This window comes from Eudoraea sp. (assembly GCF_049665975.1).
In the GTDB taxonomy this organism is placed as follows: domain Bacteria; phylum Bacteroidota; class Bacteroidia; order Flavobacteriales; family Flavobacteriaceae; genus Eudoraea.
Genome location: NZ_JBATGR010000131.1, coordinates 1 through 17,968 on the forward strand (window position 1 = coordinate 1; position 17,968 = coordinate 17,968).

Consider the following 17,968-nt stretch of genomic DNA (forward strand, 5'->3'; position numbering starts at 1 on the left):
TGATCCCAAGGGAGAATACCCCGCGTCTCCTATTAAATAGAAAGAGTGTTGCACTTCACTTTTAGATTGTAGTGGAATCAAAGCCTCTTCATTGTACTGTAACTTATGGGTAGCACAGGAATACAAAACCATAAAGCTGACTACTAGACTAAATGACTTATATAATCGATTCATTTTTATAGGAAGGTATTTTATCTTGAATGAACTACTGTAAACAAAAAAATAAGCGAAAAATTAAAGTAAAAGGCTAAATATTCTGTGCTTTCTAACTTTAAATATTGTTATATTAAGACCAGAACTTTAAAGATAGGAAATCTTATAGAATTTCAATGAACTAACCAAAAGGTCGTCCATTTGGCAGAGATTTAATGAATTGTCCAAGCACTGTTATCCTAATTGATTTTGATACTAATTGAATTAAAATTAGTTGTAGTTAGTTAACTTTAGAAGAAACCGTATAATTTGTAATTTTGTTTTATAAATTTGATGCATGTCTGAAATTCTTGCGAAAACTGAAGCATTTGCTGTTGATTTATTATCGACAGAACTAGATCCAAAATATCTTTACCATAACCTAAGACACACACAACGGGTAGTAAAGAGTGCCCTGGAACTCACGGAAGCTAATTCACTTGATGATAATGAAAAGGAAATCATTTTATTATCGGCCTGGTTACATGATACAGGATATACCAGGGGGACAGATGAGCATGAAAGAAGTAGTTGCGAAATAGCTAAAGAATTTCTAACCAAGGAAGGCTATGACGAGGCCAAAATTAAAAATGTTCAGGCTTGTATTATGGCCACAAAAATGCAAAATGAACCCAAAAGTTTGAGCGAAAAAATTATCCGTGATGCTGATGCCTCACATTTTGCTCAGAAAAGCTATTTGGACACTTGTGAATTGCTCAGGGAAGAGCTTTCATTACTGGGCATTAAGGATTATTCAGTTAAAGAATGGATGGAGCAGAATATCAAAATGTTCAGAACAGAACATCGATATTATACTGACTATGCAAAAGCCAACTGGCAGGAAAGAAAAGACAAGAATCTGATGAATCTTGTAAAGGCAGTAAAAAAGGAAAAAGAATTCGCGAAAAAAGAAAAATTAAAGGCGCAGTATAAGAACGAAAGCCCTGATAGGGGCATACAAACTTTGTTTCGTGTAACCATAAAAAACCACATCACCTTAAGTGATATTGCAGATACCAAGGCAAATATTTTACTGTCCGTTAACGCAATTATCATTTCTGTGGTCTTATCTAACTTAATACCTAAATTGGATAATCCTTCAAATACCTACCTCATCTACCCAACACTAATTTTTCTGATTTTCACGGTTACTTCAATGGTGATGGCAGTTATTGCAACACGTCCTAATATCACCAGTGGTAAATTTAGTAAGGAAGATGTAACTAATAAAAAGGTGAATCTCCTTTTCTTTGGAAATTTTCATCATATGAAATTGGAAGATTATGAATGGGCTATTCAAGAATTGGCCAAGGACAAAGATTATATCTATAGTTCACTTACTAAGGATCTCTATTTTCTTGGATTAGTGCTCCACAGAAAATATAAAATCTTACGCATTACCTATACTATTTTTGCGGTAGGTATTATAGCATCTGTAATTGCCTTTGCTTTTGCTTTCAAATATTTTGGAAAAAACCCTCTTAATGAGGTTGCGTCAATTTTAAGCTTTTAATTCTTCCATGAGGTCCTCATAAGTAAAGGTTTTTTTATCTTCCGTATTTTTCCTATACAGAATCTCTGCCCTAATTGCCTTAAGGCCAGATACGCCCTGCAGACCTTCCAGTTCCACTATTTCAATATTATTAGTGAAATATCCCTTGGATTTCAAGAAAGAGATATACCTAAGGTATTCCAGTTCATCCTTTTTCTGCGAATAAACTATAGATAACTTCCCTTTTTGGGTTAGCCTTTCATTGGTTCCCTTGATAAAGGATTTATCAATGCGCTTTTTTATTATTTCATAGCGCGCATTGTAAGTGCCATCCACATCAAATTGCTTCTCATCCATTCTGAAGCGAATAGACAAGGAGGTGCTATAAACAAGTATAAGAGAAGCAACGTCGAGCTGCACATCCAATTCCGGTTTAAGGTTGTAGTACTTGTTTTCCATCTCGCACATGACCTGTAGCTGCCACAGCCTGAGATTCTTTAAGTATAAAGGATCAAAATCCCTGTCATTCGCAATAGAACTACCTATATACATATTGTGTTCTATGCCATCGGTCTTATAGCGTTCGTAAAAGTGGGGAAACATTTCCTGTGCCGCTTCCTGATGCTTGTCAATTACAGAGGCCAGTTTTTTATTAATCAGCATCACACTATCATCATATTGTTTTCTGTGATCGTAATAAGAATGTGTTTCCGGATTAATGGTTTTTTCATATTCTTCAACCATATTAGCCAATTCTTTGCTTTGTTTTTTAAGATGATTGAAGATTGGTATTACATCTGCATAGACGAAGTCAAAAATTGTCTGTTCACTATTCGAAAATAAGGTCTCTTTTATGTCTTCAATAAAATTGTTTATTCTGTATATAAGTTCCTCATATACCGGTAATTTTTCAAATTTCAATGCAGCATTCAATACTTCTTTGATATTCGATAATTGAATCATCAGATCACGTTGAATACCAATATTCCTGGCCTGGGAAGAGCCTTTAATATCTATTTGACCGTATAAAGGATATACATCCTTAAAAACTATTTCTTTAAATGAAGGTTGCCTGCCTTCAAGGCCGTCGATAATAAATTGTTTGGCTTCCTCTTCAAATCGCCAGTGAACAGATGAATGCACCGAAGTACATTCATTTTGAATAATGGCATCAATTAAATTTTCCTCTTCAATTTTAGAGCGCACTACAGCCGCAACAATATAGGGCATTACATCGTCCAGCTTTGTTGCATTAACGCCATTTAACTGATTTTTTCTAGTGGACACCAGTTCCAAAACTCCTAAAAGTTCTCCTTCATTGACGATAGGAGCAAAAATGGCGCTTTTTATTCCCTGTTCATGCAATCCTTTGTAGGGCGCAATCCCTTCTGATAATTTAAAATATTTATCAACGTCAGGTACGGCAAAATAGCCTTTCTCATTCACTATTTTATCATAGGAACCGATGCACAGGGCATTATTGCACAACTCGTTATCTTTCTCTTTAAGGAGAAAGCTTTCTATTCCATTGCCATATACACGTTCTAACTGATCATCTTTTGAGTTATAAGTGACAAAACCAATTTTTAATTCTTTAATCTTGAAGAAGGACCTGAAGGTCTCCTGCAGATCTGTTATAAAGGTTTCGCTTCCTCTTTTATCAACTGAGATAAGATTTGTTTTAATTTCAGATATGGTATGCTCTGCCGTAACATTAAACATATTGGAGATTACAAAGCCTTTTGAGATAAAACTATTTGGAGGAATCATTTCCTTCCAGAGATCAAGATCTTCCGGATGTTCTAATAGTTTATCAACATCTGCCTGGGTTAAATCTTTTGCCAAATCTGTTGGTAATATATCCATAAAATCAGCATTGTATAAAATGCGATAATGATGCATAACTCCATTAGCATCTGGTATATCATAGAAATACGGTCTACTAAAATCAAGGTTAAATCCATAATGGAATTTAAGGATTACTGTACTGGCCATAATATAGTTTATCCCTTCATCCTGATTTCGTATAAAAGGCTTGAAGTCCTTACCTGCATTTTCCAAAATTTTCTGAAATCTTTTGGACTTATTAAATACAATATCAAAATAAGGCAGAGAAGCAGCCTTAATTTCATTCTCGCTTAATACCTCGGCAAACGAGTCCTGCAAAATAACCCGAATAACATCTTTGTGTTTTTCAAGAAGTGAAATATCTGAAAAACCATCCCTTAATTCAGGAAATGGTGCCTGCGTTTCCAAAACATATTTAGCCCTGGATGATAACAAAGGATCATCACTTCTGGCCATAGTATCATATTGTTGTAATAGCTTATCGAAGCTAATTAACATTTCCAGCGGCATATCTTCATTTATAGATCCCATAATTATATATGTCTACAGATTGACCGTAAAATTACAAAACTATTCGATTTCTTTTTGTTAAAGCAACTTTAGCGTTGTTCGGTGCATTTTTTGGATATTTATACAAATTATAATAATGTCTTCAGATAACAGACTTAATAACGCTTACAAAAGGGCCAAAATCATAGCCTTTGACGACTCCTCCAAGTTTATTCTTTTTAGTGATTGTCACAGGGGAGACAATAGTTTTGCAGATGAGTTTGCCAATAACAGAAATATCTATTATCACGCTTTAAAGCATTATTTTAATAATGGGTTCCAATACTGTGAACTCGGAGATGGCGATGAGCTTTGGGAGAATTTAACTTTTGAACCTATTTTTGAAGCCCATAAGAATATTTATATGCTAATGAAACGTTTTCACGAAGAAAACAGGTTGCATATGATTTATGGTAATCACGATATGGTATATCGAAATCCGGAATATGTAAAAAGAAATCTTTATACCTACTTTGAACCTAAAGATGAAAAGGAAGCTGCCTTATTAGACCAATTACAGTTTCATGAAGCTTTAATTTTAAAACACAGAGAAAGTGGTCAGGAGTTATTTTTAACACACGGACACCAGGCAGATTTTATGAATTATCACGGCTGGCGGTTCAATCGCTTTTTAGTGCGCATACTTTGGAAACCCTTGCAGGTTTGGGGAATAGCAGATCCCACAAGTCCTGCCAAAAACAACCGTGAATTAATAAAGGTGGAGAGAAGAATAAAGAAATGGATTCTGCGAAATAACTTAAAAATAACCGTGATGGGACATACCCATAGGCCAAGATTCCCTGAACCCGGTGATATCCCCTTATTTAATGATGGAAGCTGTGTACATCCGAGAAGTATAACCGGGATTGAAATAGAAGACGGATTAATTTCACTTATAAAGTGGCAGATAGCGACCAAGGAGGATGGGACACTTCAAATTGTAAGGGTATTACTCGAAGGACCACAAAAGTTAGTAGATTACAAACAAAATGAGGATTGATCCTTTCCAATACCGGGGTACTAGTTGAATCAATCCTCGGGAAATAGTCATGTGCTCTATTTCTATTGAATTAGAAAGTTAATAGGTATACTATATGGAACTTTTACAGATTTTCCGCGTTGCATCCCCGGAGTCATATTTGGGAGTGAAGCAATAATTCGATGTGCTTCTTTCTCCAATAGTTTATCCGGGCCCCTTGTCCTTATTCCCTCTACTACTCCTTTAGAATTAATCATAAATTGTACAAATACTTTTCCCTTAATTCCCAGTTCAAGGGCGCTCTCTGGATAGGCAAATTCTTTAACAATGTGTGCTTGTATCATTTTTTGAAAACAAGCTTTTCGTTCATCATTGCCTTGTGCATTTTCACAACCGGGATAAATCGGAACATTTTCTATGACTGCAAAGGGGACTATGATATCTTCTTCTTCTTCGCCAACTTCAACATCACCAACGTCCATTACCTCCTCAATCACTGATTCCTGACTGGTTTCTGTACTCTCAATAATAGTTTCTTCTATTTCCTCTGTATCTTCTACTACTTCAATTACTTCAGGAGCAGCTGGTGGCGGAGGCGGAGGTGTTGTTTTTATAATCTCGGTTACCGGAACATCTTCTTTAAGGTCATCTACGGCCTGAGCAATATCCATAGTTGTGGTGTCTTTAGGATACGTTTTGTATTCCAAAGCACGCCAGGTCAAAAATAGAACGACTGTGAGTCCTATTACAAAATACAGTCCGCTATTTCTATTTAAATCGACTTTTGGGTTTTTTTTGACTTGCATGACTATTTTTATTATGATATACTCAAAATTACGTCATGTAAAATGCAGATAATATGATATTTATCAGGTTTAACTCGTTATGTCATAATTTTGGATTATTTAAAAAATGGTGCAAAAAAAAGTAATCAGGACTAAAAAGAGTCCTGATTACTTGCAATATATCTTCTTAGATATAAATCTTTTGCTATTGTTTTTCGCTACTACATCCCAGATAAAAGTACCTCGTCAAAATCGATTCCTTCAATGGGAATAATACGCTGTGCTGCAGCGTCCCATTTGATTCGTCTTCCGAGTTTAACTGAAAGTCCTGCCATATGAGCTGATATTGCTTCATCAAATCCCTCATTTATTCCGCAGCTCACTTCACCTCCGTTACGGGTACTGCTGAGCCATTCCCTTAAATGAAGAAATGTTGAATCAACCCTTGCACCGTTAATGTATGTCCACATAAGGCCTTTATCCGCGAAGTACTGAGATGTTGCCGAGGAAACCGCATCGGGCACACTGGCCCCTGGATTATAGCTGTAAACCGGAACCGATGGTTTCATTTTCTCAGATTCAATCTGATCAGCATACTTTGTAGACCTGCTATCCGGCCATATCGTAAGTCGATTACCCAATTCCATGGTGCCGTCATGTCCCATAAGAATAGTTGGCCTGCTGAAGCCATTACCAAGAGTTGCACTATAGACAAATGTCATCCCTTTTTCCTTCCCTTTTTTCTGACTACTCCCTGTACTAAAATCTGGAAACTCCATATTTACCTGGAGGACGTCAGGCACATTACGTCCGTCATTGTGAGTGTATATTCCACCTGAAGCCATTACGGATGTAGGGATACCCATTTGCAGTACGCAGTTAAGACGATCATAATCATGGGTCAACAAATCTCCGGAAAGACCGGATCCATATGCCCACCATTTTCTCCATCTGAAAAAATGATTCTTATTAAAGGGTATTTTTGGTGCCGAGCCTAAAAAGAGATCCCAATCTATGGTTTGTGGATTTGCTTCGTCCTCTATATAGTAGTTCCAGGCGCCGTTGTCATCATTCCTGTTAGTATTGGTCTGGACGAGTGAAACATGACCAAGCACTCCTTTAGACACGATATCCTGGGCTGTTTGAAAACTCAAGGTTTGCCTGTGTTGATGACCAACCATTAACACCGCCTTTGACTTTTCAGCGACTTCCTTTAACCTGTAAGTCTCTTCTACTGTATGTGTCATCGGTTTTTCCACATAAGCATGTACCCCATTTTCAAGAGCATCTATAGCCATAGGTGCATGCCAATGATCAGGGGTGGCAATAATTACGGCATCTACTTTACCGCTACGGATCATTTCCTGATGTGTCCTAAATCTAATCACCTTGGTATCCTCATTGGAAAAAGAATTAATTACTCTGTCTGCCCTAACATCATACACATCGCAAACAGCAGTAAGTTTTACATTCAGTTCATCCTGATTCAGAAAATCTTTCAGTCGGGAATGATTAGGATCCTCTTCTGCAGCCAATCTCATTTCTTCTAACCATTCTTTTGTTGCAAATCCTAATGCTCTGCATAATTGTTCACCCCGAATACCAAAACCAATAATTCCGACTCTTACGGGATCACCGCTAATTTCTTTTACCGCAGAAGGTAACGAAGGCTGTATATTTAATTGTTCGAGTATAGCTGAGCGCTGTCTGTTTTTGGAAACCGTATTTGCGGCACCAGCCCACCAAACAGCACCAAGTATTGGGATTCCGCCTAAGCCTTTAATTACATCTCTTCTAGTCCATTTCATAAGGTTTCAGTTTTAGTTTGTTCTTTGTTTTTATTAAATAAGAATTTTATACCAAAATATTGTCCGGTAGGATATTGATAAAGAACCATACAGGCTGCAAGTTCTATCAAATTTTTATTGACAAACCAATAACTCCCCTCAACATTTAATTGTGTTAGCCAGGGGAAAGGAGGATGTGCCCAATAGTACATGGCAAGTAATAAAGCCCCTACCAAAGCTCCTTTTTTCTCAAAGATCCCTAACAAAAGAGTAATCCCTACAAACATTAAAGCCATCCAATTAAGGGTGTCAGCCCATCCAATTAATGGTTCTTTTGCGATTGCCAAAAATAGGGGCTCCAGAGGACCTTGTGCTGTAGCCAGGTAGCCAAAAGAGGTCCAATCCGGGTTGTAAAGCTTTACAACACCTTCATACAAAAAGTGCCAGCCAATAAGTACGCGCAATAACACAATACTGTGTTTTAATTGCCATTTTCCTTTAGTTTCAGTCATATTGTTTAGTTAAAGTTGTTAATTAGTGTTTTCTCTTAGAGGGCTTATATTTTAGATTTTTATATCGCAAGTCTTGGTACTAAAAAATAACAATATCTATAACACCATTATCTATTTTACTAGTAAAAGATTTAGGAAATTACTCCCTTGAGTATTAATAAAACCTTATAAATAGCAATATAAATTTGAGCGTGATAAACAGAATAAAACAGCCCAAAACTAGACCCTCAACCCTTATCTTCCTATGACATATATCAGGTTTTTTATTTGGCGAAACCATCTATAATAAATGGACTGAATAGCTGTTAAAAACATCACGCTCTTGAAGCCAATGTATTCATAGCTTCTACAAAAGTATCCAGTTCTTCTGTAGTCGTGTATACATTAGGAGTAATTCTACATCCGTGAACGCTGGAATTATCTATAGCTACCGTAAATATATAAAATTCATTAAAAAGAGTATTTGCCAATTCTGCAGGGGCTATTTTTTTAATTCCCACATTGGCAATCCCACAACTTCGATAATCCTCAACCGGTGTATTTACATTAATATTTTTTACATTCCTTAATTTTTCACTCCAATATCTCTGTAAGAATCTTAATCTTTTCTCTTTTCTCTCCATTCCAATCATTTCCAGATAATCTATGGCATCATCTATTGCAAGATCGGTATGAACCGGGTGGGTGCCTGTATGATTTAACCTTGTAATGTCATTTGGATCCCGGTCATGTTCTGCTAAAAGGGGCCAAATTTTTGATATCTTATCTCTGGCAACATAAAGTAGTCCAACTCCTAAGGGAGCACTTAACCATTTGTGAAGGCTTGAAGCGTAATAATCGCAGTTCAGATCATCTATATTAACCTGAATATGGCCAATACAATGTGCTCCATCAACCATGACCTCAACACCATGTTTATGCGCCATATCGCAGATCTTTCGAATAGGTAATATTTGCCCTGTAATATTGATCATATGGCACACCATAATCAATTTGGTTTTAGGGGTAATTTGTGCCTCGTACAATGTAACTAATTCATTATCTGAAACCGGGTGGTTAGGCACGGAGACTACTTTATTGACAACCCCGTACCGCTTAGCAATCAATGCAAAATGATCCTGCATGGAGCCGTAATCCTGTTCTGCAAAAATTGCCTCATCATTCTCATTCCATGGATAACCCCCAATTATCATGTCTAAAGATTCCGTAGTGTTGCGAGTAATGATCAATTGATCAGACGAGCAGCCAACCAAAGCCGCTAAACGTGTAGTGACCTTTTTTTTATTTTCCCACTGAACAGTTCTCATATAGTAGGAGCCCTCATAATTAATGTTTTTAACATGCTCCAGAAACCTGTTCATGGTTGGTTGAGGGGCTATATTGTAATATCCGTTTTCCAGGTTTATATACTCAGGTTTTAACAGATAATCCTTTCTGATACCCTTCCAGAATTCCTCATCGCCATTACCATAATTCCGCTGAAGGTCTATTTCACTTGCATTCAGGTTATAAGGAAGAAAAGGCGTAATTGCCGCCATCTTCCCCATACTTTTTAAAAAGGCCCTTTTATCCATCCCTGCTTTATTTCATACAAGGTAATAAAAGCAATTCAATATTTATTAATTGATATATTTTTAGTAATTCGCATCATATTCTAATCTATATTAAAAATGTTTATCTTGAGAAAAATTATTAATTAACCAACAAAGCAAAAAAATGAAAAAACTACTAGCAGAATTTATCGGCACCCTATGGCTGGTGCTTGGTGGATGCGGAAGTGCCGTTCTGGCCGCAGCGTATCCCGAACTTGGAATTGGTTTCTTAGGAGTATCCCTTGCATTTGGTCTTACTGTGTTAACTATGGTCTACGCCATAGGGCATATTTCAGGTTGTCACCTGAATCCCGCTGTTTCTATTGGACTATGGATAGGAGGGCGTTTTGAAAGTAAGGAATTGGTTCCATATATTATTGCGCAGGTATTGGGAGGTATTGCAGGAGCAGGAATATTATACCTAATTGCTACTGGAAAACCTGGTTTTGAAATTGGCGGCTTTGCAAGTAATGGTTATGGGGAACATTCCCCGGGTGGTTACAGTATGTTAGCCGCTCTTATTACAGAGGTTGTAATGACTTTTATGTTCCTGATCATTATTCTTGGAGCTACCCATTCAAAAGCTCCAAAAGGAATGGCAGGTATAGCCATAGGACTTGGACTTACTCTAATTCACCTTATCAGTATTCCTGTCACGAATACTTCGGTAAATCCTGCCAGAAGTACTAGTCAGGCCTTATTCGCAGGCGACTGGGCAATTGGCCAGTTATGGCTTTTTTGGGTAGCGCCTATAGTAGGCGCCTTATTAGCGGGCCTTGTTTATAAATATATTTCTCCCGAAAGTAAAAGTTAAAACAAATAGGGGCCAAATTGGCCCTTTATTTTTGTTATTACTAAACTCTGTTATTTCTTTTATGAAATAGTATATTTAGTATTTCAAAGATCATAACCAACGACCCATATGCCGCTGCTTATAGTAATTATAGGGATAATACTTCTCTTTATCCTGATTGCCAAATTTAAACTTAATGCATTTATAACTTTTATACTTGTTTCATTATTTGTGGGTATTGCAGAGGGAATGCAGCTTGAAGATGTGGTACAATCTATCCAGAACGGAATAGGGAATACTTTGGGGTTTTTAGTTATGATTTTAGGCTTTGGTGCCATGTTGGGCAAATTGGTTGCCGATAGCGGAGCAGCACAACGTATAACTTCAAAACTAGTCAGTAAATTTGGCATAAAAAATATACAATGGGCTCTTGTACTAACCGGTTTCATAGTAGGTATCCCCATGTTCTATTCTGTAGGTTTTGTTATTTTAATACCCCTGGTTTTTACTGTGGCGGCCTCAACCGGGCTTCCCCTTTTATATGTAGGTTTACCTATGCTGGCCTCACTATCCGTTACACATGGGTATCTTCCACCTCATCCTGCTCCCACTGCCATAGCCGTAATGTTTGATGCCGATCTGGGGAAAACCCTGCTATATGGGATCATAGTGGCAATCCCGGCAATAATTGTAGCCGGCCCCTTATTTTCCAGGACCATAAAAAATATAAAGGCAACCCCACTTAAGGAATTTGTAAATCCCAGAATACTGGAAGATCATGAAATGCCGGGAATGCGAATAAGCATTTTTACCGCTTTATTACCAATCCTCCTTATTGGAATTGCCACCTTGGCAGATCTGTTTCTTCCTGAAGATTTCTATCTTAAGCCCATTATAGATTTTCTTGGCAATCCAGTAATAGCCATGCTTATAGCTGTACTGGTTGCAATCTATACCCTGGGACTTGCACGAGGTAAAAAAATGCCTGAAATAATGGGGTCTGTGAGTAGTTCAATTTCAGGAATTACAATGGTACTTTTAATTATAGCAGGCGCTGGTGCTCTAAAACAGGTCCTGGTAGATAGTGGCGTAAGTGATTACATAGCCAATATGCTAAGCGGATCTACTATTTCTCCGTTAGTATTGGCCTGGTTCATAGCAACAGTGATCAGGGTCTGTGTGGGATCTGCTACAGTGGCAGGATTAACTGCTGCGGGAATAATATTACCACTAGTTTCCAAAACAGGTGTGAATGCTGAATTAATGGTACTGGCTATTGGATCAGGAAGTTTAATGCTTTCTCATGTCAACGATGGAGGTTTCTGGTTATTTAAAGAGTATTTTAACTTGTCTGTTAGAGATACCCTCAGAACATGGACAGTTTTGGAAACCACTGTTGGGGTTATGGGGCTTATTGGAGTATTGATCTTAAACACATTAATTTAAAACAAACATATGAACAAATTACCTTCGCAACGAATAGCAAATTTAGGGTTGATATTACCTCCTGCTCCCCCTCCTGCCGGATTGTATAAGCCTATCTTAGTAGTAGATAATTTTCTTTATGTATCCGGACAGGGTCCTATGCAATCAGATGGAACATTGATGACAGGTAGGGTTGGTGAAGATCTTAACCTGGGGCAGGCCAAATTGGCAGCAGAACAGGTTGGTTTAACTATGCTGTCTACTATACAAACACATTTTGGAGATTTGGACCGGATTAAAAGGGTCGTTAAAGTACTAGGTATGGTGAATTCTACTCCGGATTTTGGACAACACCCTTTAGTTATCAATGGTTTTAGCGAATTAATGGCGGATATTTTTGGTGCAGATAATGGTGTTGGTGTGCGAAGTGCTGTAGGTATGATGTTACCGGGAAATATCCCGGTTGAAATTGAGGCTATGTTTCAACTGCATTAAACAGATTCAAAATGGCAGGTAAAAATTGGTACGAACTTGATAATCCAGAAGAAATTGTTTCTCCTTCTTTGTTGGTCTATCCAGATAGAATTGAAAAAAACATTGCATTGATGATTTCAATGATAGGAGATGTAAGCAGATTACGTCCGCATATAAAAACCCATAAGACGGCCGAGATTATAAAGATGCAAATGCAACATGGTATACAAAAATTTAAATGTGCCACCATTGCAGAAGCCGAACTTTTAGCACAATGCGGTGCCAAAGACATTTTATTGGCACTGCAACCTGTTGGCGCCAATTTAAACAGGCTTTTTCAACTGATTGCGACATATCCCAATTCAGTATTTTCTACTATTGTGGATAATGAAATTACCGTTGGCCTTGTTTCAGAAATAGCTGCTTCCAGAGAGATTTGCGTTCCATTATACCTGGACCTTAACACTGGCATGAACAGAACGGGGATAGAACCAAATGACCATGCGGTTGAGTTGTTCAAGCAAATTGCAGAAGACCCAAACTTAGAGGCTCGTGGACTTCATGCCTATGATGGCCATATCAGAGATACCGACATAAAAATTCGAAAAAAGGTTTGTGATGCTGCTTTTAGTTTGGTGCTAAATCTTAAAAACAAAATTGAAGCTTTGGGGTTGGAAGTAAAAACTTTAGTTATGGGTGGTTCCCCATCTTTCCCCATTCATGCGGCAAGAAATGATGTAGAAACCAGTCCCGGTACTACATTGCTTTGGGATGAGCGCTATGGAACTTCTTTTAAGGATATGCCATTTTTACAAGCGGCAGTTTTAATCACCAGGATTATTAGTAAACCAAAAGAGGGGGTGATCTGTTTGGATCTGGGGCATAAAGCGATAGCTCCGGAGATGAATTTTCCAAGGGTAAAAATCTTTGGACTGGAAGATGCAGAGCAAACCGGACAAAGTGAAGAGCATTTAGTGCTGCATTATGCCAAAAGTGAAACCTTAAAAATTGGCGATATTTTTTATGCCATTCCTATGCATATTTGCCCCACTGTAGCTAAATATTCCAAAGTTTTGACTGTTGAGGACGGTAAGATCACAGGAGCGTGGAAAATTGCCGCAAGAGATCATCAAATGCAAATTTAAAAAGCACATATGTTTATTTTTGACGCACATCTTGATTTGGCGATGAACGCAATGGAATGGAACCGGGATCTAACCTGGTCCGTTGGGGATATCCGGGCGAAGGAGGAAGGGATGACGGACAAACCTGATAGGGGTAAAAATACGGTTTCTCTCGGTGCCATGCGCAGGGGGAATATTGGCTTGTGTATGGCTACTCAGATCGCTCGTTACGTAAAAAAAGAAAATGAACTTCCCGGATGGAACTCCCCCCACCAGGCATGGGCACAAACTCAGGGTCAACTTGCCTGGTACAGAGCTATGGAAGCCATCGGAGAGATGGTTCAGATTACCAATCTGGCAGAATTAAATAGCCATTTAGACCTTTGGAATTCTTTGGATAACAGCAAAAACCCCATTGGCTACATTCTTAGTCTGGAAGGAGCCGACTCTATTATTACCATTGATCATCTGGAGAAAAGCTATGAACAGGGCCTTAGAGCCATTGGACCTGCGCATTATGGGCCCGGAACCTACGCTCATGGCACAAATTCCATTGGAGGAATAGGCCGGAAAGGAAAAGAGTTATTAAAAGAGATAGCACGGCTCAATATAATTCTGGACACCACCCATTTATGTGATGAAAGCTTTTGGGAAACCATGAAGGCATACCAGGGGCCTCTTTGGGCCAGTCATAATAACTGCAGGGCACTGGTAGATCATACTAGGCAATTTTCAGATGAACAGTTCAACGAGCTTATTCGAAGAGATGCGGTTATAGGTGTTGCCCTGGATGCCTGGATGATGGTACCTAACTGGGTAAAAAGAGAATCTACCCCTGAAAGTATGGGTCTGACTCTGGAGCATATGGTAGATCATATAGACCATATTTGTCAACTTGCCGGGAACGCTTTACATGTGGGAATAGGAACCGATCTCGATGGCGGATTTGGAAAGGAGCAAAGTCCGGCTGATATAAATACTATAGCCGATTTACAGAAACTTCCGGATTTGCTAACTAAAAGAGGTTATTTGCAAGAGGATATTGAAAATATTATGCATGCAAACTTCATTCGTTTTCTTAGAAAAACCTGGAGCTAAACACAAAAAATCCTCCCGGGAATTTGGGAGGATTTGACTAAAATAATAATTAAGCTAAACTAAAAATTCAACGAACTTTTCTTACTAATGTTCCATGAGTCACTGACTTTAGGTCTCTAAGCTCGTCCATTTCCTGATATGCTTTTTGCTGTTCCTCATTTGCTGGTCCATTGTTGCTCCCATTAAAAAACTGATCATACCCGGTAAACATATCCACTGTAATATGGGTTGCGTATGCCTCCGTTGGATAACCCAGCATATTCCTCAATAATCCCCAATTAGCACGGCCGCCAGAATCTACATCACTTTGGTGATATTTTTTAAAGACTTCTGATTCCATTTTCTCGTATGCACCTGACTTCCCGGGTTTAGCCTTCATAAAGTTAATTATTGCCAGAGTTCCAAGCGGCATATCAAAATCATCTTTTGTCTTATCTATTTCAACCAGGAATACCCTATGTGTAAGATCCCTGCTTTTTGCGGTCATCTCCATTTTTGCATTGCTTTCTGAATCCGATAAATTGGGATATGCATCTGTCCACGCCTTATTAAAATCTCCTCCAGACATCATTTTAACCGGATCATTGTAAAGACTGACAGTCATAAATTGAGCACCTTGTTTTTGCCCACTCGGCTGAAGACGCCAAAGATCCCAACCTATACAGTCCCCATTCTTAACCCTTTGTACATGAACTTTTTCCCAAAATGCCTCTGTTTCCGCATATGCATCGCCCTGGCCTTCATCTACATGCATAAACTCAAATAACAGATAAAGCGGTTCTGAATCCTGTGCTATAGCCATTGTGCTGAACAAGGCTATTGTCATAATCATAAATAATTTTTTCATGTTCTTGAATATTAATGGTTTAATACAAGTAATGAAAAGATTATAGCAATACGAAGTATTTTAGGACGAATACAACGTATTAATGTCCCAAGCACAGGTTCTTTTTACCCTAAGAAATTACAATAGTATTCAACTAATGATTTTTTCCTCCCTAAGAAACGTATCCAGTCTATCTGCAATGTTAAAACATCTGCTAACGTTGGTTACACCACTGCAGAATCTTGAATCTAATTGATGAGCTTCGCATTCAAAGCCGGATAAATTTACTTTTTCAAAATTCCTGTTCACAGCTTTACATTGTTCATATAACTTATCAACAGATGCACTTGCGTCCGGCTCTATATCATTTTCTATTAAAAACCCCTTTAGGTAATTATCGATGGCAATATGAGAATTCTGGCATACCATAAAAGCAACAACGTCTTCCGCAGGTCTACATAATTCATCATTGGCTTCTTTCAGTTTTTGAATGGCAGTCTCGTAAAACCTTTTTGCTTTGTCTTCCATAAACTGTGTTAATTTAGAATTGACCTTAAATACTACATTTATATTTATCTCTATTTCTGAATAACAGAATTACATATCTCTAAAAAGTTCCAGGCGTTCCCATTTGGTTTCTACCTCTTCCTGAGCCTGCTTCAAGAGATCTGCACCCAATTCTGCATTTTCTTTTACTACCCTTGTAAAACGGGTTTCGTTATACATAAAATCACTTAGCGGAGCGGTGGGTGCCTTCGAATCTAATCTGAACTTCTTCCCTTTAGGTTTAGAAGGATCAAACCTGAATAATGGCCAATACCCGGTCTCAACGGCTTTTTGCTGTTGCAATGCTCCATCTTTTAGGTCATATCCGTGTTCACCACAGTGTGAATAAGCAACAATTAACGATGGTCCCGGATACGCTGCAGCCTCTTCAATGGCTTTGAGCGTATGAAGATCCTTTGCGCCCATTGCTACCTGAGCCACATATACATTCCCATAAGAAACGGCCTGAAGAGCCAGACTTTTTTTACCTGTTCGTTTTCCGGATACTGAAAACTTAGCACTTGCCCCTAAAGGAGTAGCTTTAGATGTCTGACCGCCTGTATTGGAATACACCTCGGTGTCAAGAACCATAATATTCACATCTTCACCTGAAGCCAGGACATGATCAACACCTCCAAATCCTATATCATAAGCCCAACCATCGCCACCAAGTATCCAGACTCCTTTTTTACGGAGATATTCTGTAAGTTGACTTAGTTTAACAGCAGCGGGATTATCTTTTTTCTTTGACAATACTTCTTCAAGTTTATCAATATCAGCAAATTTCTGGCTTCGTTCCGCTTCCGTTTCTTCCGGATTGTTCAGAATGGCTTCTGTTAATTCAACCCCTACTACATCTTTAAGCTGCTTTAACATATTAACTGCAATTTCCTGCTTCTTGGTTAAGGCCAGTTTCATTCCAAAACCAAATTCGGCATTGTCTTCAAATAATGAATTTGCCCAAGCAGGACCTCTTCCCTCCTTGTTGGTTTTGTAAGGAGTTGTTGGAAGATTCCCTCCATATATTGAGGAACAACCTGTTGCATTGGCTATGAGAATACTATCACCGTATAATTGGGTTAGCATTTTAATATAAGGAGTCTCACCACATCCAGAGCAGGCACCTGAAAATTCAAACAGCGGCTCTAAAAACTGAGAACCTTTGACATTGGTGATTTGTAAGGCCGTTCTGTCATAGTCCGGCATATTGATAAAATAATCCCAGTTTACATTTTCCACCTCATCAAAATCGAGTTTCTTCCTCATATTGATGGCTTTAAAATTCTCGATTTCCTTACTTTCAGCAGGACAAACAGCTACACAAAGGTCACATCCTGTGCAATCCTCAGGAGATACCTGTAATACATAAGATTCTGTATCTGCGGTAAATGGCCTTCCCTTGGCAGGAACTGATTTCAAACTACCCGGAGCATTTGCCATAACCTCGTTAGGGACGACTTTAGCCCTAATTGCAGCATGTGGACATATGGCCACACACTTATTACATTGTGTACAAAGTACTTCATCGTCCCATATAGGAATAAAATTAGCTATCCCGCTCTTCTCATATTGAGTAGTGCCGGTTGGGAAGGTTCCATCTACCGGAAAAGCACTGACTGGCAATTCATCTCCATGCCCTCCTAATATTTTTTCAAGCACATTCTTAACAAAACCATCCGGAGCATTAGTCATGGCGGAAAGTAAACCTTTCTCACTACTTACTTCTTTTGGGTATTCAACCTGATATAAATTCTCTAGTGATTTATCTACAGCATTAAAGTTCATCTGAACTACAGCATCACCTTTGTGAGCATATGATTTAACAATGGCATCCTTTATTTTCTGAATGGCCTCATCCTTTGGCAGGATACCAGATATTGCAAAGAAACAAGTTTGCAATACCGTATTTGTCCTTTTCCCAAGATCTGCATCATGAGCCACTTTAG

15 protein-coding genes are annotated in these 17,968 nt (G+C 38.3%); 7 read left to right on the plus strand and 8 right to left on the minus strand.

What is annotated here, in order from left to right; translation table 11 throughout:
- Window positions 1-490 precede the first annotated feature (490 nt).
- Window positions 491-1,705, plus strand: coding sequence for a Pycsar system effector family protein (locus WBN20_RS05140; RefSeq protein WP_424280948.1), 1,215 nt, complete (start codon window positions 491-493; stop codon window positions 1,703-1,705).
- Here the strand turns inward: WBN20_RS05140 and WBN20_RS05145 are convergent.
- Window positions 1,694-4,063 carry a GAF domain-containing protein gene (locus WBN20_RS05145; RefSeq protein ID WP_424280949.1) on the minus strand — a complete coding sequence of 790 codons (2,370 nt, stop codon included), beginning with the start codon at window positions 4,061-4,063 and terminating at the stop codon, window positions 1,694-1,696. The two genes, WBN20_RS05140 and WBN20_RS05145, sit on opposite strands and share 12 nt — an antisense overlap.
- A 115-nt stretch (window positions 4,064-4,178) precedes the next feature.
- On the opposite strand from WBN20_RS05145, the gene WBN20_RS05150 reads away from it, so the two are divergent.
- Complete coding sequence (locus WBN20_RS05150) at window positions 4,179-5,081, plus strand: metallophosphoesterase (protein WP_424280950.1); 903 nt, start codon at window positions 4,179-4,181, stop codon at window positions 5,079-5,081.
- A gap of 62 nt (window positions 5,082-5,143) precedes the next feature.
- On the opposite strand, the gene WBN20_RS05155 is transcribed toward WBN20_RS05150, so the two are convergent.
- The 4 genes from WBN20_RS05155 to WBN20_RS05170 all read right to left on the minus strand — a co-directional run bounded on the left by WBN20_RS05155 (window position 5,144) and on the right by WBN20_RS05170 (window position 9,718).
- Window positions 5,144-5,866, minus strand: a complete 723-nt coding sequence (locus tag WBN20_RS05155; protein WP_424280951.1) for an energy transducer TonB — start codon at window positions 5,864-5,866, stop codon at window positions 5,144-5,146.
- 200 nt (window positions 5,867-6,066) lie between these two features.
- Window positions 6,067-7,653, minus strand: coding sequence for a Gfo/Idh/MocA family protein (locus WBN20_RS05160; protein WP_424280952.1), 1,587 nt, complete (start codon window positions 7,651-7,653; stop codon window positions 6,067-6,069).
- Window positions 7,650-8,144, minus strand: coding sequence for a DoxX subfamily (locus WBN20_RS05165; RefSeq protein WP_424273052.1), 495 nt, complete (start codon window positions 8,142-8,144; stop codon window positions 7,650-7,652). Before WBN20_RS05165 ends, WBN20_RS05160 begins: the two co-directional genes overlap by 4 nt.
- Window positions 8,145-8,458: 314 nt before the next feature.
- Complete coding sequence (locus tag WBN20_RS05170; RefSeq protein WP_424280953.1) at window positions 8,459-9,718, minus strand: aminotransferase class V-fold PLP-dependent enzyme; 1,260 nt, start codon at window positions 9,716-9,718, stop codon at window positions 8,459-8,461.
- Between the two features lie 142 nt (window positions 9,719-9,860).
- On the opposite strand from WBN20_RS05170, the gene aqpZ reads away from it, so the two are divergent.
- The 5 genes from aqpZ (at window position 9,861) to WBN20_RS05195 (ending at window position 14,650) form a co-directional block, all read left to right on the plus strand.
- Window positions 9,861-10,550, plus strand: a complete 690-nt coding sequence (gene aqpZ, locus WBN20_RS05175) for an aquaporin Z (protein ID WP_424273054.1) — start codon at window positions 9,861-9,863, stop codon at window positions 10,548-10,550.
- 108 nt (window positions 10,551-10,658) lie between these two features.
- Window positions 10,659-11,975: a gluconate:H+ symporter gene (locus WBN20_RS05180; RefSeq protein WP_424280954.1), complete on the plus strand. Its 1,317-nt coding sequence runs from the start codon at window positions 10,659-10,661 to the stop codon at window positions 11,973-11,975.
- Window positions 11,976-11,984: 9 nt separating this feature from the next.
- Complete coding sequence (locus tag WBN20_RS05185) at window positions 11,985-12,449, plus strand: RidA family protein (protein ID WP_424280955.1); 465 nt, start codon at window positions 11,985-11,987, stop codon at window positions 12,447-12,449.
- Between the two features lie 11 nt (window positions 12,450-12,460).
- Window positions 12,461-13,573, plus strand: coding sequence for a D-TA family PLP-dependent enzyme (locus WBN20_RS05190; protein WP_424280956.1), 1,113 nt, complete (start codon window positions 12,461-12,463; stop codon window positions 13,571-13,573).
- Between the two features lie 9 nt (window positions 13,574-13,582).
- Window positions 13,583-14,650 carry a dipeptidase gene (locus tag WBN20_RS05195; RefSeq protein WP_424280957.1) on the plus strand — a complete coding sequence of 356 codons (1,068 nt, stop codon included), beginning with the start codon at window positions 13,583-13,585 and terminating at the stop codon, window positions 14,648-14,650.
- Window positions 14,651-14,717: 67 nt separating this feature from the next.
- On the opposite strand, the gene WBN20_RS05200 is transcribed toward WBN20_RS05195, so the two are convergent.
- From WBN20_RS05200 to WBN20_RS05210, 3 genes are all read right to left on the minus strand, one after another.
- Complete coding sequence (locus WBN20_RS05200) at window positions 14,718-15,497, minus strand: hypothetical protein (RefSeq protein ID WP_424280958.1); 780 nt, start codon at window positions 15,495-15,497, stop codon at window positions 14,718-14,720.
- 129 nt (window positions 15,498-15,626) lie between these two features.
- Window positions 15,627-16,004 (minus strand): HEPN domain-containing protein, encoded by a 378-nt coding sequence (locus WBN20_RS05205; RefSeq protein ID WP_424280959.1) that lies wholly within the window; start codon window positions 16,002-16,004, stop codon window positions 15,627-15,629.
- A 69-nt stretch (window positions 16,005-16,073) separates the two neighbouring features.
- Window positions 16,074-17,968 (minus strand): 4Fe-4S dicluster domain-containing protein (locus WBN20_RS05210; protein WP_424280960.1); only part of this gene is annotated, 1,895 nt, incomplete at its 5' end.

Bases quoted from the DNA above. Each gene is read 5' to 3' on its own strand.
- WBN20_RS05140 (WP_424280948.1), top strand. From the start codon at position 491: ATGTCTGAAATTCTTGCGAAAACTGAAGCATTTGCTGTTGATTTATTA.
- WBN20_RS05145 (WP_424280949.1), bottom strand. From the start codon at position 4,063: ATGGGATCTATAAATGAAGATATGCCGCTGGAAATGTTAATTAGCTTC.
- WBN20_RS05150 (WP_424280950.1), top strand. From the start codon at position 4,179: ATGTCTTCAGATAACAGACTTAATAACGCTTACAAAAGGGCCAAAATC.
- WBN20_RS05155 (WP_424280951.1), bottom strand. From the start codon at position 5,866: ATGCAAGTCAAAAAAAACCCAAAAGTCGATTTAAATAGAAATAGCGGA.
- WBN20_RS05160 (WP_424280952.1), bottom strand. From the start codon at position 7,653: ATGAAATGGACTAGAAGAGATGTAATTAAAGGCTTAGGCGGAATCCCA.
- WBN20_RS05165 (WP_424273052.1), bottom strand. From the start codon at position 8,144: ATGACTGAAACTAAAGGAAAATGGCAATTAAAACACAGTATTGTGTTA.
- WBN20_RS05170 (WP_424280953.1), bottom strand. From the start codon at position 9,718: ATGGATAAAAGGGCCTTTTTAAAAAGTATGGGGAAGATGGCGGCAATT.
- aqpZ (WP_424273054.1), top strand. From the start codon at position 9,861: ATGAAAAAACTACTAGCAGAATTTATCGGCACCCTATGGCTGGTGCTT.
- WBN20_RS05180 (WP_424280954.1), top strand. From the start codon at position 10,659: ATGCCGCTGCTTATAGTAATTATAGGGATAATACTTCTCTTTATCCTG.
- WBN20_RS05185 (WP_424280955.1), top strand. From the start codon at position 11,985: ATGAACAAATTACCTTCGCAACGAATAGCAAATTTAGGGTTGATATTA.
- WBN20_RS05190 (WP_424280956.1), top strand. From the start codon at position 12,461: ATGGCAGGTAAAAATTGGTACGAACTTGATAATCCAGAAGAAATTGTT.
- WBN20_RS05195 (WP_424280957.1), top strand. From the start codon at position 13,583: ATGTTTATTTTTGACGCACATCTTGATTTGGCGATGAACGCAATGGAA.
- WBN20_RS05200 (WP_424280958.1), bottom strand. From the start codon at position 15,497: ATGAAAAAATTATTTATGATTATGACAATAGCCTTGTTCAGCACAATG.
- WBN20_RS05205 (WP_424280959.1), bottom strand. From the start codon at position 16,004: ATGGAAGACAAAGCAAAAAGGTTTTACGAGACTGCCATTCAAAAACTG.